At 49.9% G+C, this 20,989-nt stretch carries 18 protein-coding genes; 15 read left to right on the top strand and 3 right to left on the bottom strand.

What is annotated here, in order from left to right:
* Window position 1 precedes the first annotated feature (1 nt).
* Entirely contained in the window at window positions 2-1,231 is a 1,230-nt protein-coding gene (gene thiI, locus ACE5LO_RS02670) for a tRNA uracil 4-sulfurtransferase ThiI (protein ID WP_375518537.1), read from the top strand.
* Window positions 1,232-1,490: 259 nt separating this feature from the next.
* Here thiI and ACE5LO_RS02675 read toward each other — a convergent pair whose 3' ends face one another.
* Window positions 1,491-2,192, bottom strand: a complete 702-nt coding sequence (locus tag ACE5LO_RS02675) for a TerC family protein (RefSeq protein ID WP_375518538.1) — start codon at window positions 2,190-2,192, stop codon at window positions 1,491-1,493.
* A 168-nt stretch (window positions 2,193-2,360) separates the two neighbouring features.
* Between ACE5LO_RS02675 and ACE5LO_RS02680 the strand changes: the two genes are divergently transcribed.
* The 3 genes from ACE5LO_RS02680 to ACE5LO_RS02690 all read left to right on the top strand — a co-directional run bounded on the left by ACE5LO_RS02680 (window position 2,361) and on the right by ACE5LO_RS02690 (window position 6,297).
* On the top strand, window positions 2,361-3,029 hold the full coding sequence (locus ACE5LO_RS02680) for a TerC family protein (RefSeq protein ID WP_375518539.1): 669 nt from the start codon (window positions 2,361-2,363) through the stop codon (window positions 3,027-3,029).
* A gap of 145 nt (window positions 3,030-3,174) precedes the next feature.
* Entirely contained in the window at window positions 3,175-5,016 is a 1,842-nt protein-coding gene (gene typA / locus ACE5LO_RS02685) for a translational GTPase TypA (protein WP_375353764.1), read from the top strand.
* A 198-nt stretch (window positions 5,017-5,214) separates the two neighbouring features.
* A complete protein-coding gene (locus ACE5LO_RS02690) occupies window positions 5,215-6,297 on the top strand; it encodes an LCP family protein (protein WP_375518540.1) in 1,083 nt (360 codons plus the stop codon).
* A 215-nt stretch (window positions 6,298-6,512) separates the two neighbouring features.
* Here ACE5LO_RS02690 and ACE5LO_RS02695 read toward each other — a convergent pair whose 3' ends face one another.
* Window positions 6,513-7,088, bottom strand: a complete 576-nt coding sequence (locus ACE5LO_RS02695) for a YhcN/YlaJ family sporulation lipoprotein (protein ID WP_375518541.1) — start codon at window positions 7,086-7,088, stop codon at window positions 6,513-6,515.
* 222 nt (window positions 7,089-7,310) lie between these two features.
* On the opposite strand from ACE5LO_RS02695, the gene ACE5LO_RS02700 reads away from it, so the two are divergent.
* A complete protein-coding gene (locus ACE5LO_RS02700) occupies window positions 7,311-8,642 on the top strand; it encodes a PhoH family protein (protein WP_375518542.1) in 1,332 nt (443 codons plus the stop codon).
* Between the two features lie 119 nt (window positions 8,643-8,761).
* Here ACE5LO_RS02700 and ACE5LO_RS02705 read toward each other — a convergent pair whose 3' ends face one another.
* Window positions 8,762-9,841 carry a coiled-coil domain-containing protein gene (locus tag ACE5LO_RS02705; protein WP_375518543.1) on the bottom strand — a complete coding sequence of 360 codons (1,080 nt, stop codon included), beginning with the start codon at window positions 9,839-9,841 and terminating at the stop codon, window positions 8,762-8,764.
* 312 nt (window positions 9,842-10,153) lie between these two features.
* Here ACE5LO_RS02705 and ACE5LO_RS02710 point away from each other — a divergent pair, with 312 nt between their 5' ends.
* The 10 genes from ACE5LO_RS02710 to mraZ all read left to right on the top strand — a co-directional run bounded on the left by ACE5LO_RS02710 (window position 10,154) and on the right by mraZ (window position 20,974).
* A complete protein-coding gene (locus ACE5LO_RS02710; RefSeq protein WP_375518544.1) occupies window positions 10,154-10,804 on the top strand; it encodes an RsfA family transcriptional regulator in 651 nt (216 codons plus the stop codon).
* Window positions 10,805-10,909: 105 nt separating this feature from the next.
* Window positions 10,910-11,881: a ketopantoate reductase family protein gene (locus ACE5LO_RS02715; RefSeq protein WP_375518545.1), complete on the top strand. Its 972-nt coding sequence runs from the start codon at window positions 10,910-10,912 to the stop codon at window positions 11,879-11,881.
* On the top strand, window positions 11,878-12,267 hold the full coding sequence (locus ACE5LO_RS02720) for a DUF3397 domain-containing protein (protein WP_375518546.1): 390 nt from the start codon (window positions 11,878-11,880) through the stop codon (window positions 12,265-12,267). Before ACE5LO_RS02715 ends, ACE5LO_RS02720 begins: the two co-directional genes overlap by 4 nt.
* 151 nt (window positions 12,268-12,418) lie before the next feature.
* Complete coding sequence (locus tag ACE5LO_RS02725; RefSeq protein ID WP_375518547.1) at window positions 12,419-14,113, top strand: peptide ABC transporter substrate-binding protein; 1,695 nt, start codon at window positions 12,419-12,421, stop codon at window positions 14,111-14,113.
* Window positions 14,114-14,306: 193 nt separating this feature from the next.
* A complete protein-coding gene (locus tag ACE5LO_RS02730) occupies window positions 14,307-15,239 on the top strand; it encodes an ABC transporter permease (RefSeq protein ID WP_375518548.1) in 933 nt (310 codons plus the stop codon).
* A gap of 3 nt (window positions 15,240-15,242) precedes the next feature.
* On the top strand, window positions 15,243-16,184 hold the full coding sequence (locus ACE5LO_RS02735; protein ID WP_375518549.1) for an ABC transporter permease: 942 nt from the start codon (window positions 15,243-15,245) through the stop codon (window positions 16,182-16,184).
* 14 nt (window positions 16,185-16,198) lie between these two features.
* Window positions 16,199-17,134, top strand: a complete 936-nt coding sequence (locus ACE5LO_RS02740) for an ABC transporter ATP-binding protein (RefSeq protein ID WP_375518550.1) — start codon at window positions 16,199-16,201, stop codon at window positions 17,132-17,134.
* A gap of 164 nt (window positions 17,135-17,298) precedes the next feature.
* On the top strand, window positions 17,299-18,930 hold the full coding sequence (gene bshC / locus ACE5LO_RS02745) for a bacillithiol biosynthesis cysteine-adding enzyme BshC (RefSeq protein ID WP_375518551.1): 1,632 nt from the start codon (window positions 17,299-17,301) through the stop codon (window positions 18,928-18,930).
* A gap of 136 nt (window positions 18,931-19,066) precedes the next feature.
* Window positions 19,067-20,332, top strand: a complete 1,266-nt coding sequence (locus ACE5LO_RS02750) for an adenosylhomocysteinase (protein ID WP_375518552.1) — start codon at window positions 19,067-19,069, stop codon at window positions 20,330-20,332.
* Window positions 20,333-20,536: 204 nt separating this feature from the next.
* The gene (gene mraZ / locus ACE5LO_RS02755) at window positions 20,537-20,974 is read left to right on the top strand and encodes a division/cell wall cluster transcriptional repressor MraZ (RefSeq protein ID WP_375518553.1); all 438 of its coding nucleotides are present in this window, start codon (window positions 20,537-20,539) and stop codon (window positions 20,972-20,974) included.
* Window positions 20,975-20,989: the final 15 nt, after the last annotated feature.

Here is a 20,989-nt window from a genome sequence, read left to right on the forward strand (position 1 = left end):
ATTGAATTATGATATGCTACTGCTGCGCTTCGGAGAATTTACCCTGAAGGGGAGAAACCGGGGGCGGTTTGAAAGAGCGGCGTTGTCCCAGGTAAGGGCGCTGCTTCAGAGTTTTCCAAGAGCAGAGATGAACCATGAGTTTGGGCGATTATATATTGCATTAAACGGCGAACCGTATGAGCAGATGATTGCCACATTGCAGAGGGTGTTTGGCATCATCTCCATCAGCCCTGTAAAGGTTGCCCCGCTGGATATCGGGGAGATCGCTGCTACGGCGACAGCTCTTATTCAGGAGCTTGCGCCCGCTGAAGGGACAACCTTCAAGGTGAGCGCGCGCCGCGTGTGGAAGGACTTCCCCCATTCCTCGCAGGAGATGAATCATCTGATCGGCTCGCCTGTACTGCAGGCTTTCTCGGCGCTCAAGGTTGATATGAGGCATCCAAAGCTGGAGCTGCGGGTGGAGGTGCGCCAGCAGGGGGTCTATGTGTTCAGCGAAGTAATCCCGGCAGCGGGCGGATTTCCGTATGGCACAAATGGCAAGGCGATGCTGCTGCTGTCGGGAGGCATTGACAGTCCGGTCGCGGCATGGTCATCCATGCGCAGAGGCCTGGAGGTGGAATGCGTCCATTTTTACAGTTATCCCTACACCAGTGAGCTGGCCAAGGAAAAGGTCATCGATTTGGCTAAAGTACTGGCCGGGTATGCGGGGCGGATCAAGCTTCATCTGGTGCCTTTTACGGAGATTCAGACCTCGTTTACCCGTACGGGCCAGGATAATATGATCATCACACTCATGCGCAGATCCATGCTGCGGATTGCGACAAAGCTCGCTGAGCGTGCAGGCGCGCAGGCGATCGTTACGGGAGATAGCCTCGGCCAGGTGGCGAGCCAGACGCTGTCAAGCATGAATGTCATCGGGCGTGCTACGGAGCTGCCGCTGCTGCGTCCGCTTGTGATGATGGATAAGAGCGAAATTATTGATATTGCGCACAAAATCGGGACCTACGAGCTGTCCATTTTGCCTTATGAGGACTGTTGCACCCTGTTCGTGCCCAAGTCGCCGACGACCAATCCGAATTTGGGGGTTGTGGAAAGGGTGGAGGCATCCCTGCGGGAACTTCCAGCCATGATTGACCAGGCGGTGGAGGCGACAGAAACGCTTGTCCTGGAGGCTGGCGGTAAGGTGTTGGGACGCAAGGAGAAGCCGGTTGTCCGAGAAGAATGGTTTTAATGACACGGGACTCCTCCTTCACGCATGTTGTTGGCGCTCTGAAGGCGCTCCGAGAACGAAGCATCCCTCCAACCGCTGTTGACCCTTCGGGCCAAAGGCGGACGCTCCGCTTTTTCGGGATTGCTTCGTCCTCTCCGCTGCTGCGTGCGTACCCATCATGCAAAAAAAGAGAAACCCGTATCATTGAAAGACTGGGTTTAGATTTAGAGTATAAAAAAAGCTTCGGCGTATGGCCGAAAGCTTTTTTTATTTCTCCTGATTAAGAATAAGAACGTTTCTGACTGCCTTTTTTTTGCGCAGCTCTGCGGTTGGCAAGATAACCGGCGATGAGGATACCGACGACGACGGCTACCATAAACAGGATGCGCAGTGCGGGATGCTCTGTAAAATAAGGCTCGATTCTGGCTTCCTCTGTAATCATATGGGAAGCGGTATATCCGAGAACGGCAGACCCCACATATACAATCCACGGGAAGCGGTTGATCAGCTTGATAAACAGGGTGCTTCCCCACACTACAATCGGCACGCTGATCAGCAATCCGATAACTACGAGCACCAGATGCTGCTGGGCTGCGCCCGCCACTGCAATCACATTATCCAGCCCCATCGCGGCATCGGCAATGACAATCGTGCGCACAGCCTGTCCGAGCGTGGCTCCGGCAGCAATCTCCGTGTGTTCCTCCTCCTGATCCACCAGCAGCTTGTAGGCGATCCAGATCAGCATCAGCCCTCCGGCCAGCAGCAGCCAAGGAATCTGCAGCAGCCACAGCACAACGATAGTTGCTACAATCCGGACCAGCACAGCTCCACCGGTTCCGTACAGGATAGCCTTCTTTTGCGTCTGCGGCGGTAGCCTCCGCGCGGCCAGCCCGATGACAATTGCATTATCCCCGGCCAGCATAAGGTCGATGAACACAACGTTCAGCAGCAGCAGGAAAAACTCCAGGCTAAAATAATCCACGATATTTGTCACTCCTTTTACCTGTAACAACGTCTATCAATGTGCTTCAAAGAAGCCGGACCACGACTTAGTGAAAACAAATCAGTTCATTATAGTGCCCAAAAATCGGAGAGTCAAGCATACCCCGGCTTGTTCAAGCATACAGCTAGGATGGAGGTGTTTGTACATATGGAGCATATTTGGCTGCTGATGCAGATTTTGATGGTCAATCTTGTACTGAGCGGTGATAATGCGGTCGTAATAGCCCTTGCAAGTAAAAATCTTCCTTTGAAGCAGCGGCGTCAGGCCATTTGGTGGGGATCCTTCGGGGCTGTCCTGCTGCGCTGTGTGTTAACGTTCGGGGCCGTTCTGCTCCTGGGAATTCCTTTTATACAGGGAGCTGGAGGGCTGTTGCTCTTATGGATCGCATTTAAGCTGCTTTTTGACAATGGGGAGGGAAATGGGAGCAAGGAGGCAGCAACGGTAGGCAAAGCGGTGCAAATCATACTTGCGGCGGATCTTGTCATGAGCCTTGATAATGTACTGGCTATCGCTGCCCTGGCGGAAGGGGATCTGGCCATTATGGTGATCGGTATCGTACTGAGCATTCCTATCGTCGTATGGGGAAGCACATTGATCGCTGCCCTGCTGCAGCGCTTTCCTGTGCTTATATTGGCAGGCTCCGCCATTCTGGCTTTTACGGCCGGTGAAATGATGATGAATGATCCGCTATTGCGCGGAATTCTGGACGTTTTTTCCTATAAAACGCATCCCTTGCTGCCTGCCGCTCTGTGTGGAGGGGTGATAGCGGCAGGGATATGGCATATGAGCCGCCCCCGCTCCGGCCGGGAGTGGTGAACATTTAGCTCCAGACTCTTGATTTATGTGATATTTAAACTATAATATAAGGGATACGGTACAGCGTCGGAGTGTTTCCCGGCGCTTATTTTATGGCTTATTTAGAGAGAAACTATTTGACATACGGAAAGGATAAGAGCAAATCATGCATGCAAGAGAGAACATTCGCAATATTGCGATTATTGCCCACGTTGACCACGGCAAAACGACCCTGGTTGACAAACTGCTTCAGCAATCCGGGACATTTCGTGAAAATGAAGCGGTTCAGGAGCGCGCGATGGATTCCAACGATCTGGAACGCGAGCGCGGGATTACCATTTTGGCTAAAAATACAGCCATCACGTACAAGGACTTTCTGATTAATATCGTGGATACACCAGGACATGCCGACTTCGGCGGTGAAGTGGAACGGATTATGAAAATGGTTGACGGGGTGCTGCTCGTTGTTGATGCCTATGAAGGCTGCATGCCGCAGACCAAATTCGTGCTGCGCAAAGCGCTGGAACAGAATCTCACACCGATCGTTGTGGTTAATAAAATTGACCGTCCGGCGGCCCGCCCGGCGGAGGTTATCGATGAAGTGCTGGATCTGTTCATTGAGCTTGGCGCCAATGACAACCAGCTCGACTTCCCGGTTGTCTATGCTTCCGCATTGAATGGTACATCCAGTATGGATCCCGACAAGCAGGATAGCAACATGGAGGCATTGTACAATACGATTGTAGAGCACATTCCGGCACCAACCGAGAATGTCAACGAGCCGCTGCAGTTCCTCGTTACCTTGATGGATTATAACGAATATCTGGGCAGAATAGCTGTAGGACGCGTGAACCGCGGGATTGTTCGTCAAGGTCAGCCGGTTGCGGTTATGACGCGTGACGGATCAACCAAAACGGCCCGTGTTGAGAAGCTTTTCGGGTTTCAGGGGCTGAAGCGGATTGAGACGGAAGAAGCAGGAGCGGGCGATATTGTGGCGATTGCCGGTATCAAGGATATCAATATCGGTGAAACGATTGCCGATCCGAACAAGCCGGAAGCCCTGCCTGTTCTCAAAATTGACGAGCCGACGCTGCAAATGACATTCCTGGTGAACAACAGCCCGTTTGCGGGACGCGAAGGCAAGTGGGTCACCTCCCGCAAGCTGCGTGAACGTCTGCATAAAGAGCTTGAAACGGACGTCAGCCTTCGGGTCGAGGATACGGACAGCCCGGATGCCTTTATCGTATCAGGACGCGGTGAACTGCATCTCGGCATTCTGATTGAGAACATGCGCCGGGAAGGATACGAGATGCAGGTGTCCAAGCCCGAGGTTATCGTGAAGGAAATTGACGGCCAGCGCATGGAGCCGATTGAACGCCTGCTGATCGACGTGCCTGAAGAGAGCATGGGCGCTGTTATGGAAAGCCTGGGCAGCCGCAAAGCGGAAATGGTCAATATGATCAATAACGGAACAGGCCAGGTCCGTCTGGAGTTCCTGATTCCCGCCCGCGGACTGATCGGCTACAGCACGCACTTCCTGACCTTGACCCGTGGCTACGGGGTGATGAACCATGCGTTTGACAGCTACGGACCTGTGATCGGCGGACAGGTGGGTGGCCGCCATCAGGGCGTGCTGATTTCGACCGAAACCGGAAACTCCACCTTCTACGGAATGCTGGGCGTGGAAGACCGTGGCACGCTGTTTGTAGAGCCGGGAACTGAAATTTATGAAGGTATGATCGTTGGTGAGCATACCCGTGACAACGATATTGTTGTAAATATTTGCAAAGAAAAACAGCTAACCAACGTCCGTTCGGCTACCAAGGATGAAACGGTTAAGCTGAAAACCCCGGTGATCTTCTCTCTTGAGCAGGCACTGGAATATTTGAATGATGATGAATACTGTGAAATTACGCCGAAATCGATTCGCCTGCGCAAGAAAATTTTGAACAAGAGCGAACGCGAGCGTGCGGAGAAGCAACGCAAAATGGCTCAGGCTAATTCGTAATCGCTGAACACCAGACCGCCTGGCAGTAAGCGGCTGTTTATTAGCTTGAAACAAGGGGCGGCGGGTCCTTTCGGGGGCTGCGCCGCCCTGCTTATTGTTGTGGCAGGGGAATGTATGCCCTGCACTGACTTATTGATCGCCTGGTTTAATGGCAACCAGACTGTCTGCTAAAATTTTATGTGAAAAAGGTGTGGAACCATGAGCAATCCCCAACAAGGGCTGCCTCCGCGGAGCTCCTCCGGGAAAAAGCCCGTTAAAAAGCAAAAAGCGAAAAAGAAGAGAAGCTTCCTGAAATCATTTATGGTGTTTGTATTGTTTTTGCTGATTGTCGGCTTGGTTGCAGGAGGGTTGTACGCCTATTACATTGGCAGACAGGTTGAAGCGGTACTGGATACAGGGATCGACAAGGAAGTTCCGAAAACGGAGCTTGCCGAGGCCAAACCGTTGACGATGCTGCTGCTGGGAACGGATTACCGTCCTGAACACCAAACGTATCTGTCGGACGTAGTTATGATCGCAACCTTGAACCCGAACACCAAATCGGCCACGCTGGTTTCTTTGCCCAGGGATACAAAGATTGAGCTTGACGGCTATCATTCCCGCAAGCTGAACGAGTATTATCCGATTTTCAAATCCAGGGAGAAGTCAAGCGATATTTCGGCTGAAGATGAAATGAAAACCATGATCAGCAAATATATGAATATCGATATTGATTATGTGTCTGCAATAAATTTCCAGGGATTTCGCGATATTGTGGACGAGCTGGGTGGAGTGAACGTTACTGTTGACAAAAATATGTGCTACAGGGACAGCGCCGACGGCACCAATATTAATCTGACGGCAGGAGACAAACACCTGAGCGGGGACGAGGCGCTGGATTTTGTGCGCTATCGCAAATCCAACTGCAGCCCCAAAACTGCGCCTTCCGATGATTTTGACCGTAACAAAAGACAAAATCAGGTACTGCGCTCTCTGATCGACCAAATGCAATCATTTGGCGGCATTGCGAAGCTTGGCAATGTGATTAAAGCGGTGGATAACAATTTGACCACAGACATTGAATCCCAGCAAATGAAAAATATGCTTTCGACCTACTGGAACATCTCCAAGGATGAGGTGAAATACCAGCCGGTAGGAGGGACCTGGCGCAGCCCTTATGTCTATATAAATGAAGATGAACTGGATGAGGCAAGACAGGCTTTGAGGGATGAAGAAGCCGGTGTCCCGGCTCCTTCCACGGAGAGCGGCACGACATCGGCGGAACCAACCGAAAAACCGTAATCTTGGAAGGTGCAGTCTGCATATGATATAATTCAGTAGAACCAATCAAGCAAGACTCTAGGGTGTTGAAGGAGGCAGATGTATGTCCAAATCCGTAAGACATGTAACCGGGTCACTGTTTTCAATTTCGCAATGCGCCGGGCTTCTGGCCCTGCGAGCTGTACCGAAACCGGACAGCCAAATTTTTGCTGCCATAAAAAAAGCCTAGTGAATAATCACTGGGCTTTTTGTTTTGTTTGTCCGTTCTGCTGATGGCCATGTCCGGAGGGAGCTGGTGCCTGGGAAGCTTTTTTACCTGTTGATATTTGCGGAATAATGCGGCCCATGATGTCTGCCAGCTCATTGCCGAATCCCTGCACGGGGGACCCGCTACGGATATCGTGAGCCATTTCGGCCAGCCGGTTATTGATGTCTGCATCGGCTGTTACGAGGGTACGCAAGCCATGTGGATCTTTGTCCAAGGCTTCGGCGACCGAATATTTAATGGTCCCGACCCGCGAGCGGTCCAGCTTTCCGTCGACATTGATGCCAACAATCGCTGTGTTCCCGAGCACGACACAGTTGGCATCTTTTACGCCTTGTACACGCCGGGCGAGATTGGCCAGATGATCTGCTTGTACCGTTGCATTTGTCTTCGGTGCAGCCGCATTCAGCTGACGGGCAGTATGATTGGCGGCCTGCTTGGCAGTCGGTTGGCCAGTGGCAGCGTTTCTTGCGCTTCGGTCACCGGAAACACCACATCCGCTCAACAGAAGTATGGATACGGCTGATGCCGCAATCCATTTGTTCATCTCAAATCATCCTTTCATGAGGAATATGCCTGCGTAAAATCTGTAGTGAACCATTACAGTTGCTTTAATCTTATTGTGTCCTGCGCGGTTCGTATTATGTGGGCTGTAAAGAAATCAGCATTTATGGAGCAAACACCGCATCCCTTTTTCCGGCCGCAGGATGCAGCTGTGGCGAAGACATAACAATCGCACATCGATGATGCCGTTTTGGAGGGGATTGGAATGAAGAAAGTATTTGTTCTGGATACCAATGTGCTGCTGCATGATCCGAAATCGATATTTGCCTTCCATGAACATGATGTCGTAATCCCGGCTGTCGTGTTGGAGGAAATCGATTCGAAAAAAAGAAATGCGGATGAGATCGGCCGCAATGCCCGCAATGTGTCGCGTTTGCTTGACGGGCTGCGCGAACATGGACATTTGCACAGCGGTGTTCCCCTTCCTCAAGGGGGGAGGCTTACAGTTGAACTGAACCATCGAAGTTTTCTCAAGCTGCAGGAGATGTTCGGGGAAATCACGAACGATAACCGGATTCTTGCGGTGGCTTTGAATTATCAGCTGGAAGAGCAGGAAATGGAAGATCCGGCCACAGTCGTTTTAGTCAGCAAGGATGTGCTTGTGCGGATCAAGGCGGATGTGCTTGGACTGATGACGGAGGATTATTTATCTGACCGCATTGCACAGCCGGATGAGCTGTATCACGGCTGTTCCACACTAAAGGTTCACCCGTCCGTGATTGATGAATTTTACTCCTTCCGTTATTTGGCTGTGAAACCCCTTCATCTGCCTTATGAGCTGTATCCGAATGAATTCGTCATCCTGAAAGATGAGATGGGGACTAATAAATCAGCACTGCTGAAGGTAAATAAGGAAGGCAGCAGGCTGGAGCCGCTCTACATGAGCAATGATGCCGTGTGGGGGATCAGCGCCCGCAACGCCCAGCAAAGAATGGCACTTGAACTGCTGCTGAATGACGATATACCGCTTGTAACGATTACCGGCAAGGCCGGAACGGGCAAAACCTTGCTCACGCTTGCCGCAGGATTAATGAAGGTGGAGGATGAACGGAAGTACAAAAAGCTGCTGATTGCCAGACCGGTGGTGCCTATGGGGAAGGACATCGGTTATCTTCCCGGTGAAAAGGAAGAAAAACTGCGCCCATGGATGCAGCCGATTTATGATAACCTTGAGTATTTATTTGATGTAAAAAAAGCCGGGGATATCGACAAAATTTTAATGGGGCTCGGGAGTTTACAGGTCGAGGCGCTGACCTACATCCGTGGCAGATCCATTCCCGGCCAATTTATCATCATTGATGAGGCGCAAAACCTGTCACGCCACGAAGTGAAAACTATCGTTTCACGCGTAGGGGAAGGCAGCAAGATTGTATTGCTTGGCGATCCGGAGCAAATCGATCATCCGTATCTGGACGCCACAAGCAACGGATTAAGCTATGTGGTGGAGAAGTTCAAGCAGGAGAACATCAGCGGTCATATAACGCTTGAAAAGGGAGAACGCTCCATGTTGGCCCAACTGGCAGCGAATTTGCTATAGCAGGACCGGCTACAGGTTGTATTATTGCCCAAGAAATAATAGGAAAAGAGCGAGTGCCGACGGTAAAATATCCGTTCAGCACTCGCTCTTTATGTAGCATACATTTTTTTACACAGGATCTACAGCTTGAGCTCCAACTGAACCTTAAGCTGCCGGGAGAGTATTTCTACGCCAGTAGCTTTGACGTACGGCAGCAGCATTTGCGGGTAAAAGCCGAGATCAAACTGCTTTTCCAGATTGCTGCGGGTCGTATCGGGCAGCTCCAGCCCATTAAATACAAGTCTGTCCACATGAAAGACGATAGCATTTTTCGGAGTATTTTCGAGTGTATAATGGCCCTTGATCAATAAATCCATCGTTCCGCTTTTTCCTTGCACGGTAATGCCGTCTTGCTCAAAGGTGAAGCCAAATTGCTTGAACAGCTCGTCTCTCGACTGCAGGAAGCGGTTAAATTCTTCTTCTTGAATGGTGATGGTATACGTTTTGCCGTTGGTCACGATAGCCCCTTTCTGTCCCTTGATAAACTGGGGTAATCCTTCCATCGCTCCGGCCAGCGCTTTAAAGTGCCGTCTAACCTCGTACAACCCGACATTTTCCCAATAAGATGTCATTTCCTCGATCAGCCGCCTCATCGTTTCGGAATCGCTGCTTCCGTTAACCTGCTTGTTCACCCGTTCCTGAAGCGTTGTAACGCGGGTCCGCTGGGCGAGCAGTCTGTTTTTGATATCCTGCAGTTCCGACGCTGTTGCAGAGGTCTGCCGCTCAAGCTTGCTAATAGAGGCATATCTTTCCTGATAAGCGCTCAATATATCCTTATCATTGCTTATAATGATCTCATAATAATCGATAAGGGTCAGCGCTTGTCCGAGATTTTTCGCACCCAGCAGAATGCTGAGCAACTGATCTCTTTCCCCCATGTAATATGCACGCACAACGGCGCCGGCCCGCTCCTGCTGCACGTGAATCTGCTCCCGCTGAATACCGAGCTGCTTCTGCAGCTCCTGCTGCCTGCGATGCGTCTCTGCTTGCTGCAGTCCGATCCGTTCAATTTCTTGATCAATTTCGACGATGGAAAGGCTGTCCTCCAAAATTTTTCTGGTTTGTTCATCTATAGCGGCTGCTTTTACGGGAAGGCTTGTCCATAAGGACAGGCACAGAAGGGCTGCAGCCAGTTTTATGCTTATGTGCTGTCTTCTCAATACGAAAAACTCCTTTAGCGTCTTCATTGTTCCTCAAATACAAACTCCACCTGCGCGTTTATTCATGTATATGCTGCCGCCTGTGTTTCTAGCCTTCCTCCATTGTAAAACAGGAGCGGAAGACTTAAAACTTAAAACTCTGGAACTCAGGTATGAGCCCATGAAATTTAGGGAATACATTTTAGTATCAATAGATTCTATGAACTCTACGAGAGGCATAGGAATGAAATGAGGAGCTTTTATACCTTATTCACTACCGGCTTTCCGGTTCATGAAGACGGTAATTTAGGATGTTGTTAGGAGGGCTTTGGCATGACAGCAGTAAGACAGGATGCATGGAGCGCGGAGGATGACCTCATCTTGGCGGAAGTCACGCTCCGCCACATCCGTGAAGGGGGGACACAGCTTGCAGCATTTGAAGAAGTAGGTCAAAAAATTTCCCGCACCGCCGCAGCATGCGGATTTCGCTGGAACAGCTGTGTCCGGAAAAGATATGAAGAAGCGATTAGTATCGCAAAAGCCCAGCGGCAAAAGCGGAGCTATATCCGGAAGCAAAATCCTGTAAGTATGTCCCAGGTTACGGCATTTTCGGGGCTTGATCAAGAGGAAAGCGTGTATCAGGAAGATTCGGCAAGCGAGGATTCTTTGTCCATCGATGCAGTTATCCGTTTTCTGCGCCAGTGGAAAGGCACCATACAGGAAACCCGCCGCCAGATGAAGATGCTTGAAAAAGAGCTTCGTGAAAAAGAAGAAGAACTGAATGAGTTCCGTCTGGAGAATGAGCGGTTATCCAAGGAAGTGAACGAGGTGCAAACCGATTACCGGGTCGTCAACGATGACTACAAGGCGCTGATTCAGATTATGGACCGGGCGCGACGTTTGGCTGTCCTGAGTGAAGAGGACGAGGAACTGAAGTCCAGATTTAAAATGGATGCCAACGGAAATCTTGAGCGTATTGAATAAAACCGTTTCAAAAGCCGTCAGACTGCAACAGCAGATTGACGGCTTTTTGTCTTTTGACTATGGTATATAATAATAGTAGCAAAAAAAGACAATGGGGGAACCATCATGCGGATTGATATCATCGGGGCCGGTGCGCTCGGACTCCTCTATGCCGGTAAATTGGCCGCCGCGGGTGTGAAAATCCGCTTATGGGTACGAAGGCCGGAGAGCGCGGACATACTTAGACGGAAGGGGATTACCGTGAAAGAACAGAACGGTGAGAGCCTGCATATGAAGTATCCTGGGTTTGATGTTCAACTGATGAAGAACTGGCCGCCCGCCGTTCAGACAGGCGACTGGGTGTTTCTGATGACCAAGCAGAACGGGGTTCGTGAAGCGGTCGAGTGCATGGCCAAGGGAGCGGGAAAAAATCTGCATATTGTGAGTATGCAAAACGGAATTGGGCATACTGACACTATCGCGAAATATCTTCCTTACGCGAGTATATATCCCGCTGTTACTACCGAAGGGGCCAGGCGAAGCGGTGAGGTTGTTGTTGAGCATGCGGGGAAGGGGGTAACGGAACTGGGGGGTGCACTTCGTGGCGACTCGGGCTCGGTACAGCCTTTCTCAACGGCCGGCAGGGAGAAGCTGCTTGCGGACAAGCTTACAGAGGCGGGCTTTGAAACCCGACTCTCCGAGAACATTGAAAAAAGCATCTACCGGAAACTTTTGTTCAACGCCGTCATCAATCCTCTGACAGCGATATGGCGGGTGCCGAACGGAGAACTGCTCTCCAGCCCTGAACGAATGGACATGCTAAGGCAGTTGTATGATGAAAGCATCCGTATCTTTGAAAGCTGCGGCATCGGCTGGCAGGCGGAATGGTGGGAAGAGCTGCTGCAGGTCTGCAGGAACACAGCGTTTAACTGCTCTTCCATGCTTGCTGATGTGATGGCTGGCAGAAGGACCGAGATCGAAGCGATTAACGGCCAGTTCATCAGGCTTGCCCGGGAGGCGGGTGTGGATGCGCCGCTCCATAAGGCGATCAGGGACATCATTAACGGAATGCCATATATACAGGGGGGAAACGGATGAGCACAGTGCAAAATACGCTTGTTTTTTTAAGCGTACTGCCCATTTTCCCATTCCTGATTGTCTATGGAGTGGGGTTATGGATTACGAAGAACAAAAAAAGATCATTGCTGGCCGCCATCGATGTTACGACTCTTTTTCTTATTTTTTCCGTGGCTGCGTTATTCAATATAGTCTTCGGAACAAAATTCGGCATTTACCTTATTTTGCTGGTGCTTCTGATCACTTTGGGCTTAATCGGCAGTGCGCAAAATAGGCTAAAAGGCGGGGTCAACTGGAGCAGATTGATTCGGGCTGTGTGGAGAATTACATTTATTGGAAGTTCAATTGCGTATTTCTTATTTACTTTTATAGGTATTTTTAGCTATATCATCAACTACATGTCATAAAACCTCACGCAATTCTGCAAAAAATGGATAAAAACCATGCCTTTTTTTAAAAAAATCCTGAAATTAAAGGAATGTAATGTAGATTTTTTTGACCGCTGGTTGTATAATCTATAAACATATATACCACATTTAATTTAGGGGGATACGCTAGATGAAAAGGAAGAGCTCTTTGATCCTTTTGACTCTTGTGCTGGCGCTGGGCTCACTGCTTGCAGCCTGCTCCAATAACAACAACGCACAGAGCCCAGAAGGAACTACTACGAATGAACCGGCTGCAGCCGCAGAACAGGTACTGAATATTAACCTTCTTTCAGAACCGCCGACATTCGACCCGGCACAGGCTCAAGACAGCCAAGCTAACACTGTGTTGAAGACTTTGTATGAAGGCCTCACAAGAATGGGTGAAGACGGCAAAGAGCAGCCAGGCGTAGCAGAATCCTGGGATATTACTAATGAAGGAAAGACTTATACATTCAAGCTTCGCGACACTGCGAAATGGAGCAATGGCGATCCTGTAACTGCTAACGACTTTGTGTTTGCATGGCAGCGTGTGCTTGATCCATCTACCGCACCTGCTCCTCCATATGCTTATCAATTGTACTATATTAAAAATGCGGAAGCTTACAACCTGACAGGTACGAAAGACTACAAAGGTCCGAAAGTTACCGATTTTGCAGATGTAGGTGTGAAAGCTGTTGATGACCACACACTGGAAGTGACACTTGAAAGCCCAACACCTTACTTCCTGGGTCTGACTTCTTTCTATACGTTCTATCCTGTTCACAGCTCTGTTAAAGGCAATGATCAATGGGCTGTCAACAAGGATTCCATGATCGTTAACGGGGCGTTTACTTTAACAGATTGGACCAAAGGACAACAGATTGAAGTAAGCAAAAACGAAAACTACTGGGATAAAGACAACATCAAGCTGAGCAAAATCCATATGTCTCTTGTAAACAGCGGTGCAACAGAGCTGGCTTCCTACAAGAGCGGACAATTGGATTATTCCGGTCTACCAAACGGGGAGATTCCAACAGACCAAATTCCTGCTGTAAAACAGGAACTGCCTGATGAATTTAAGGTAAAAGGTATTGCAAGCACGTATTACTACATGTTCAACGTAACTGAGAAGCCTTTCGATAACGCCAAGATCCGTAAGGCGTTTGCCATGGCAATCAACCGTCAGCTGATTGTTGACAATGTAACACTCGGCGGACAGCTTCCTGCTTTTGGATTCGTACCACCAGGCATCAAAGGTGAAAGTGACGAATTCCGTAACGAACATAAGGATAGTTTCTTTACTGAGGATTTGACCGAAGCCAAGAAACTGCTTCAAGAAGGTATGGCTGAGGAAGGATACACTACGCTTCCTCCAGTTACTCTGCTGTACAACTCCAGTGAAGCGCATCAGAAGATCGCTCTTGCTGTAGCGGATATGTGGAAACAAAATCTTGGTGTTGACGTACAAACGCAAAGCCAGGAGTGGGGCGTATTCCTTGAAAACCGTAATCAGCTGAATTACCAAGTGGCTCGTGCCGGTTGGTCTGCAGACTACAATGATCCGATGACATTTATGGATATGTGGACAACAGGTAATGGCAACAACGATTCCGGTTATGCGAACCCTAAATATGATGCTCTGATCAAAAAGGCGAGAACATCTTCCGATCCTAAAGTGCGTAATGATGCATTTGCTGAAGCGGAAAAAATGCTTGTTCAGGATGATATGGTAATCGCACCAATCTACTACTACTCTAACGTTTCCTTGACGAAAACAAACGTGAAAGGCATTGCGCTTGATTTTAGCGGTGCCATCGACTTTACAAGAGCTTACAAGACCGAATAATCCCAGCTTTTGTACCGAAGTTTTATAGTTGCCTCGGGATATATATGTGGACATTCCATATATATCCCGATTTTTTTGTGTGCTTCGGAAGGTTACAGTTTCTTCTACTGATGAAAATAACTAGAATGGTCAAACCGATTCTAATTCCGATAAAATCGAATTATGTCAAAAAATTTGGGGGTGTAGACGGGTAATGGCGCGTTATTTGATCAATAAGTTCGTGTTTATGCTTATTTCATTATTTATCTTGATCTCTGCGACGTTTTTCCTCATGAAAGCAATTCCTGGCAACCCCTTCTTGAGTGAGAAAGCGACATCGCCGGAGATTCAAGCCCGTTTGATGGCACAGTACGGATTGGATAAACCTGTCTTTACACAGTATTTGATCTACTTGGGAGATATTGTGACAGGTGATTTTGGGATTTCCATGAAAAAGCTGAACCAAAGCGTTAGCGATATTATCGGCCAGACGTTTATGGTTTCCCTGAAGCTTGGGCTTGTAGCGATTGTTGTATCCATTATTTTAGGGATACTGCTGGGGATGCTGGCAGCGATGTACCACAGGAAGCTGATTGACAACGTCGCGATGATTCTGGCGGTATTGGGTATTGCCGTGCCGAGCTTTGTACTCGCTTCATTGATCCAGTATTTCTTCGGATTGAAGCTGGGATGGTTTCATGTTATGGGCTTTAACGGTCCGCTGGATTATGTTCTTCCTGTTGCGGCACTTTCCGCCCAGCCAATTGCTTTTATCGCGAGGCTGACCCGCTCAAGCATGCTTGAGGTGCTTCATGCCGACTATATCAAAACTGCGAAAGCCAAAGGCTTGAATTCCTTTGTTATCATGTTCAGACACGTCATCCGCAATGCTATCCTGCCTGTCGTTACTTATGTTGGACCAATGACCGCGAATATCGTTACAGGCTCCATCGTTATCGAACGTATTTTTGGCATCGGGGGTATCGGTAAAGTACTGGTTGAAAGTATTACTACACGTGACTACACCATGATTATGGGGGTTACGATCTTCTATGGCATATTATTGATGTTGGCCCGTTTTATTACGGATATCGCTTACGTATTCATCGATCCTCGTATTAAACTGACCGGCAGAAAGGAGGGCTAATCGTTGGCTGTTAATGGAAGTGAACTGAATCTTCAGCTCAAGCCTGAAGATTTCCAGAAAATTGGAGTGGATCAGAAGCAATCTGAAGTCATTCAGCGTGAAAGCTTATCCGCCTGGCGTGACGCCTGGCTGCGGCTCCAGCAGAACAAGCTGGCCATGACAAGTTTGGTGGTACTGATCCTGATCGCTATTATGTCAATCATCGGTCCTCATCTGCTGCCGTATGATTACTATACGAACAACCTGTTGAATACGAACAAATCGCCTTCAGCCGAGCACTGGTTTGGTACGGATGACCTCGGGCGTGATATGTGGGTGCGGACCTGGATGGGAGCGCGCATCTCCCTCATTATCGGTCTGGCCGCGGCGCTGATCGACCTGCTGTTCGGGATGATTTATGGCGGAATTATGGGGTATTTCGGCGGCCGTGTGGATGAAATTATGAACAAGTTCTCCGAGATACTATATTCGATTCCTTATCTGTTGGTTACGATCCTGCTGCTCGTTGTTATGGAGCCGAGCATCTTTACGATCATCGTCGCACTGTGTGTGACTGGCTGGATTAACATGGCCTGGATTGTGCGTGGAGAAATGATGCAGTTGAAGAACCGTGAGTTCGTGCTTGCTTCCCGTTCCATGGGTGCAGGTTCAGGGCGTTTGATTTTCCGTCACCTGCTGCCAAACGCGGTTGGACCTATTATCGTTACGCTGACACTGTCCGTACCGAATGCCATCTTTGCCGAGGCGTTCCTGAGCTTCCTCGGTCTAGGTGTACAGGCTCCGCAGGCATCGCTGGGTTCCATGATTGAATCTGCATTAACGGGCTGGAACCTGTATCCTTGGCGGATGCTGTTCCCTGCAGGCTTGATTGCCTTGATCATGCTGGCGTTCAACCTGTTCGGCGACGGCCTGCGCGATGCGCTTGATCCGAAGCTGAAGAAATAGGAGGTGAAATCATCATGAGCAACTTAATAGAGGTTGAAGGACTAAAGAAATATTTTAATGTAGGCAAGAACCGTGTTCTCAAGGCGGTGGATAACCTTAACTTTGGCATCCGTGAAGGTGAGACGCTTGGCATGGTAGGCGAATCCGGTTGCGGTAAATCTACAGCTGGCCGTACCATCTTGCGCCTGTACGAGCCTACAGGCGGAAGCGTGAAGTTTAACGGAACAGATATTTACAAGCTGTCACCGGGCAAGATGAAAGCGATGCGCCGTGATATGCAGATGATTTTCCAGGATCCCTATGCCTCTCTGAATCCTCGCTTTACCGTATCGGATATTATTGGCGAAGCGCTGGATATCCACGGAATGGCCGGCAGCCGTGCCGAGCGCAAAAAGCGGATTGAAGAGCTGCTGGATCTGGTAGGTCTGAATCCGGATCATGCAACACGTTATCCGCATGAATTTTCGGGAGGACAGCGCCAGCGGATCGGCATTGCCCGCGCCCTGGCTGTAAATCCTAAATTCATCATCTGTGACGAGCCGATTTCAGCGCTCGACGTGTCCATTCAGGCTCAGGTGGTCAACCTGCTGAAAGAGCTGCAGGAACGCCTTGGACTGACCTATTTGTTCATTGCGCATGACCTTTCCATGGTTAAGCATATCAGTGACCGCGTTGCGGTCATGTATATGGGCAGAATGGTCGAGCTGGCAGAGAGTGAGCAGCTTTACGCCAACCCGATTCATCCTTATACACAAATGCTGCTGTCCGCTATACCGATCCCGGATCCGGAAATTGAAGCGAACAAGCAACGGATTGTGATGCCGAATGAGCAGACGGGACCGATCCATTCCAATAACGGAGACGGCAATAAGAAGAGTGCCTTCAATCTGGAAGAGTCGGAGCTTGTCGAGGTTTCGAAAGGCCATTTTGTGGCCAAGCCTTATGCCTGATTTAAAAAAATAAAGTTCATGATACCGCCGGCGCATGTGTTCGGCGGTATCTTTTTCGTTTTGGACATGGACAAACATTTTTCTTTTGTTGATTTCTTTGACGAAATGAGGGCGGATTGGGTACAATCATAGAAGGTTTTAAGCACAGGATAGGAGGCTGACTCATGAATATTATTCCTGAGACCCTTCGCGCTGGCTCGGCTTTGGCGGAAGATTATGTAGAGGGTACCGGCAGGGTGCTTGAACTGTATGGATACCATTTCCGGCAAGCTGAAGATTACAAGACCCGTGCGAAGCGTCTTGATGAAATGGAGGCCCAGCGGATTGACCGCCAGGCGGTTGTTCGATGTCTCCGTATATATAACGGGCAGCATAACGGGCATGCTCAAGTGATGGAATCCCTGGACCGGTTGTCCCAACCGGACGCGCTGGTGATCGCAGGGGGGCAGCAGAGCGGATTGTTTACCGGCCAGCTGCTGGTCATTTATAAAGCGGCGACGATTATCAAGGCTGCCCAGGAAGCGGAGCAGCGGCTGGGGCGGCCGGTAGTGCCGGTGTTCTGGATCGCCGGCGAGGATCATGACTGGGATGAGGTGAATCATACCTATATCATGACCAGCACACCGGATCCGGTGAAGGTCAGACTGCGCTACCAGCCGGATCGCCGCAACTCTGTCAGCTATACCCCCTTAAGTCCTGCGCACAAGGAAGAGGTGCTGCTGGAGCTTGAACGGCTGCTGCCTGATGCGGAATTTAAAGCAGAGATTCTGCAGCAACTCAGAACCGCATTTATGGACACGGAGCATTTAAGCGACGCATTTGCGAAAATGCTCGGCCACTTTTTCGGCAGATATGGCCTGGTTCTGCTGGACTCCGCTGATCCGGCGCTGCGTAAGCTGGAATTGCCTGTATTCCGCCAGATCATTGAAAGCAATGATGAGCTTGAGGCGGCTTATCAGGCGGCGGCACAGCGAATCGAGGCAGCGGGATACCAGTTGCAGGCCGAGGTGGCTGAAGGAGGCGCGAATCTTTTTTACATAAACAAAGGCGAGCGTCTACTGCTCTTTAAGCAAAATGGAATGTACGGGGATCGCAGGGGGCAGGTCCGGTTTACCAAGCAAGAGCTATTGGAGGAGCTGGAACGACACCCCGAGCTGTTCAGCAACAATGTGCTTACCCGGCCCTTGATGCAGGATTCTTTACTGCCCATATTGGCTACCGTGTTGGGGAATGGCGAAATTTCCTATTGGGCTATTACACGGCAGGCATTTGAGGTGCTGGACCTGGAGATGCCTGTTTTGCTGCCGCGAATGTCCTTTACGCTGGTAGAACCAAATGTGCGTAAGCATATGGAGGCATTCGGGCTCACCTTTCAGAATATATTGGAAGGCCTGGAGCCGCTGAAAGACAAATGGCTAAGCGCTCAGGATTCATTTCATATGGAGGAGGAGTTTGCAGCTTTCAGACAGGAGTTGTTCCGCCTGTATGCACCTGTAATTGAACGGGCGGGGCAGATTGAAAAAGGTCTTGTCCGGCTTGGCGAGAAGAACCGTGACAGGATCGCGGAGCAGGTTGACTTCATGGAAAAAAGGGTCAGGGATGCGCTGGTCCGCAAGCATGAAACTGCACTGCGCCAATGGGACCAGATCGGAACTTCCCTGTTGCCTCTGGGACGTCCGCAGGAAAGAGTGTACAGCATCTATCAATATACTTCCCGTTATGGAGACCGTCTCGTGCATGACATGATGAGTCTTCCACTGGACCGGGAGCATCTGCATCGGACTATTTACCTATAAGAAAAACGTCTATCGACGTACTTTCAAAGAAGCCAGACCGCGTTTAGCGGAAGTTTTTCTTGCGATTTCAGGAAGCTTATTCCAGGATGTTTATTCTTTCTGAAATCTAAATATATAATTCATGGGAGGCTACAGGATGAGCTCTGCCGCATTGCAAAGAAGTATAATCACAGACATCAAACTGGCTGAAGAAGGCCACTTGAAAATTGATTGGGTTGAAGCTCATATGCCGGTGCTGAACCGGATCCGTGAACAGTTTGAGGCTGAGCGTCCATTTGCCGGACTCAAGGTAACGATCTGCCTGCATCTGGAAGCCAAAACGGCTTACCTGGCCAAAGTTGTGCAGGCAGGGGGAGCGGAAGTGACGATCACGGGCAGCAACCCGCTATCGACACAGGATGATGTCTGTGCAGCCCTTGTTGAGGACGGTATTACCGTCTTTGCCAAATACAATCCTGACCCGGAAGAATTCAAGGCGCTGCAAATCAAGGCACTTGAAACGAAGCCGGACCTGATCATTGATGACGGCGGCGACCTGGTAACCCTGCTCCAGTCGGAACGTCCTGAGCTGGCTGCCACGATCCGCGGAGGAGCGGAGGAGACGACAACAGGCATCATCCGGCTGAAAGCGCTCGAGAAGGAAGGCAAGCTGAAATTCCCGATGGTGGCGGTGAATGACGCTTACTGCAAATATTTGTTCGATAACCGTTACGGTACCGGGCAATCGGCATTCGACGGCATTATTCGTACGACGAATCTGGTCATTGCCGGCAAGACGGTTGTTGTCGTAGGCTACGGCTGGTGCGGCAAAGGGGTGGCGATGCGCGCCAAAGGCCTTGGCGCGAATGTGATCGTAACCGAGGTGGATGCGATCAAGGCGGTGGAGGCGCATATGGACGGCTTCCATGTCATGCCGATGGTGGAAGCGGCCAGGCTGGGTGACTTTTTCATCACGGTAACCGGTAATAAAGCCGTCATTCACGGCGAGCATTTTGATGTGATGAAGGACGGAGCCGTGCTTAGCAATGCGGGGCATTTTGACGTTGAGGTCAGCAAGCCGGCGCTGGCGGAGCGTTCTGTCTCGGTTCGTACCGTCCGCCGCAATATCGAAGAATACCAGTTCAAGGATGGGCGCAAAATGTACCTGATCGCCGAAGGGCGTCTCGTCAATCTTGCGGCAGCAGACGGTCATCCTGCGGAAATCATGGACACTACCTTTGCGCTGCAGGCGTTGGGGCTTCGTTATGTGAATGAACGCTATAACGAGCTGGCTAAATCCGTAGTGAACGTTCCCTACGAAATTGACGAGCAGGTGGCGCGCTTCAAGCTGGAAAGCCTGGGCATCGCCATTGATGCGTTGACGGAAGAGCAGGTTAAATATTTGGATAGCTGGAATGCTTGATAGTTCCTTGTTCCTATAAGCTTGAACCAGCGTGGGACTCCCGGCCGAATGGCTTTGGGAGCCCTCTTTTTTTGTATATCTAAAATTTTAAATATCAAACGATATTCAAAAAGAGGGTTTTGATTTTTTAAAGCGAATCTATTATGCTTAGGTGGTGGAAAGTGGGGCAAAGTGGGAGATTGGGGCAAGGAGTTGAGGGCGGACATGTTCATGGGCGAGTTTCAACATAGCATGGACGACAAGGGAAGGGTTACGATTCCTTCCAAGTTCCGCGAAGCTCTTGGTGCCGCATTCGTTGTTACCCGCGGCCTCGACCAGTGTCTCTTTGTTTATCCCATGGAAGAGTGGGCTGTGATGGAGCAGAAGCTCAAGGCATTGCCCATGATGAAAGCGGACGCCCGCGCTTTTTCAAGATTTTTTTTCTCCGGGGCGACCGAATGTGAATTGGATAAGCAGGGCAGGGTGAATTTACCAGCTAATCTGCGCGACTATGCCAAGCTGGATAAAGACTGTGTAGTGCTGGGCGTATCCAGCAGGGTGGAGATTTGGAGCAAGAATACTTGGGAACAATACTTTAACCAATCAGAAGAAGCATTTAACGACATTGCCGAAAAGCTGGTTGATTTCAATTTTGAATTGTAAGGTCTGGAGGGCTGA

It is taken from the genome of Paenibacillus medicaginis, from assembly GCF_042138635.1.
In the GTDB taxonomy this organism is placed as follows: domain Bacteria; phylum Bacillota; class Bacilli; order Paenibacillales; family Paenibacillaceae; genus Paenibacillus; species Paenibacillus medicaginis.

Coding starts and splice junctions, on each gene's coding strand:
- ACE5LO_RS02740 (WP_375518550.1), top strand. CDS start 16,199: ATGAGCAACTTAATAGAGGTTGAAGGACTAAAGAAATATTTTAATGTA.
- ACE5LO_RS02725 (WP_375518547.1), top strand. CDS start 12,419: ATGAAAAGGAAGAGCTCTTTGATCCTTTTGACTCTTGTGCTGGCGCTG.
- ACE5LO_RS02680 (WP_375518539.1), top strand. CDS start 2,361: ATGGAGCATATTTGGCTGCTGATGCAGATTTTGATGGTCAATCTTGTA.
- bshC (WP_375518551.1), top strand. CDS start 17,299: ATGAATATTATTCCTGAGACCCTTCGCGCTGGCTCGGCTTTGGCGGAA.
- ACE5LO_RS02690 (WP_375518540.1), top strand. CDS start 5,215: ATGAGCAATCCCCAACAAGGGCTGCCTCCGCGGAGCTCCTCCGGGAAA.
- typA (WP_375353764.1), top strand. CDS start 3,175: ATGCATGCAAGAGAGAACATTCGCAATATTGCGATTATTGCCCACGTT.
- ACE5LO_RS02715 (WP_375518545.1), top strand. CDS start 10,910: ATGCGGATTGATATCATCGGGGCCGGTGCGCTCGGACTCCTCTATGCC.
- ACE5LO_RS02750 (WP_375518552.1), top strand. CDS start 19,067: ATGAGCTCTGCCGCATTGCAAAGAAGTATAATCACAGACATCAAACTG.
- ACE5LO_RS02695 (WP_375518541.1), bottom strand. CDS start 7,088: ATGAACAAATGGATTGCGGCATCAGCCGTATCCATACTTCTGTTGAGC.
- ACE5LO_RS02700 (WP_375518542.1), top strand. CDS start 7,311: ATGAAGAAAGTATTTGTTCTGGATACCAATGTGCTGCTGCATGATCCG.
- ACE5LO_RS02730 (WP_375518548.1), top strand. CDS start 14,307: ATGGCGCGTTATTTGATCAATAAGTTCGTGTTTATGCTTATTTCATTA.
- ACE5LO_RS02710 (WP_375518544.1), top strand. CDS start 10,154: ATGACAGCAGTAAGACAGGATGCATGGAGCGCGGAGGATGACCTCATC.
- mraZ (WP_375518553.1), top strand. CDS start 20,537: ATGTTCATGGGCGAGTTTCAACATAGCATGGACGACAAGGGAAGGGTT.
- ACE5LO_RS02720 (WP_375518546.1), top strand. CDS start 11,878: ATGAGCACAGTGCAAAATACGCTTGTTTTTTTAAGCGTACTGCCCATT.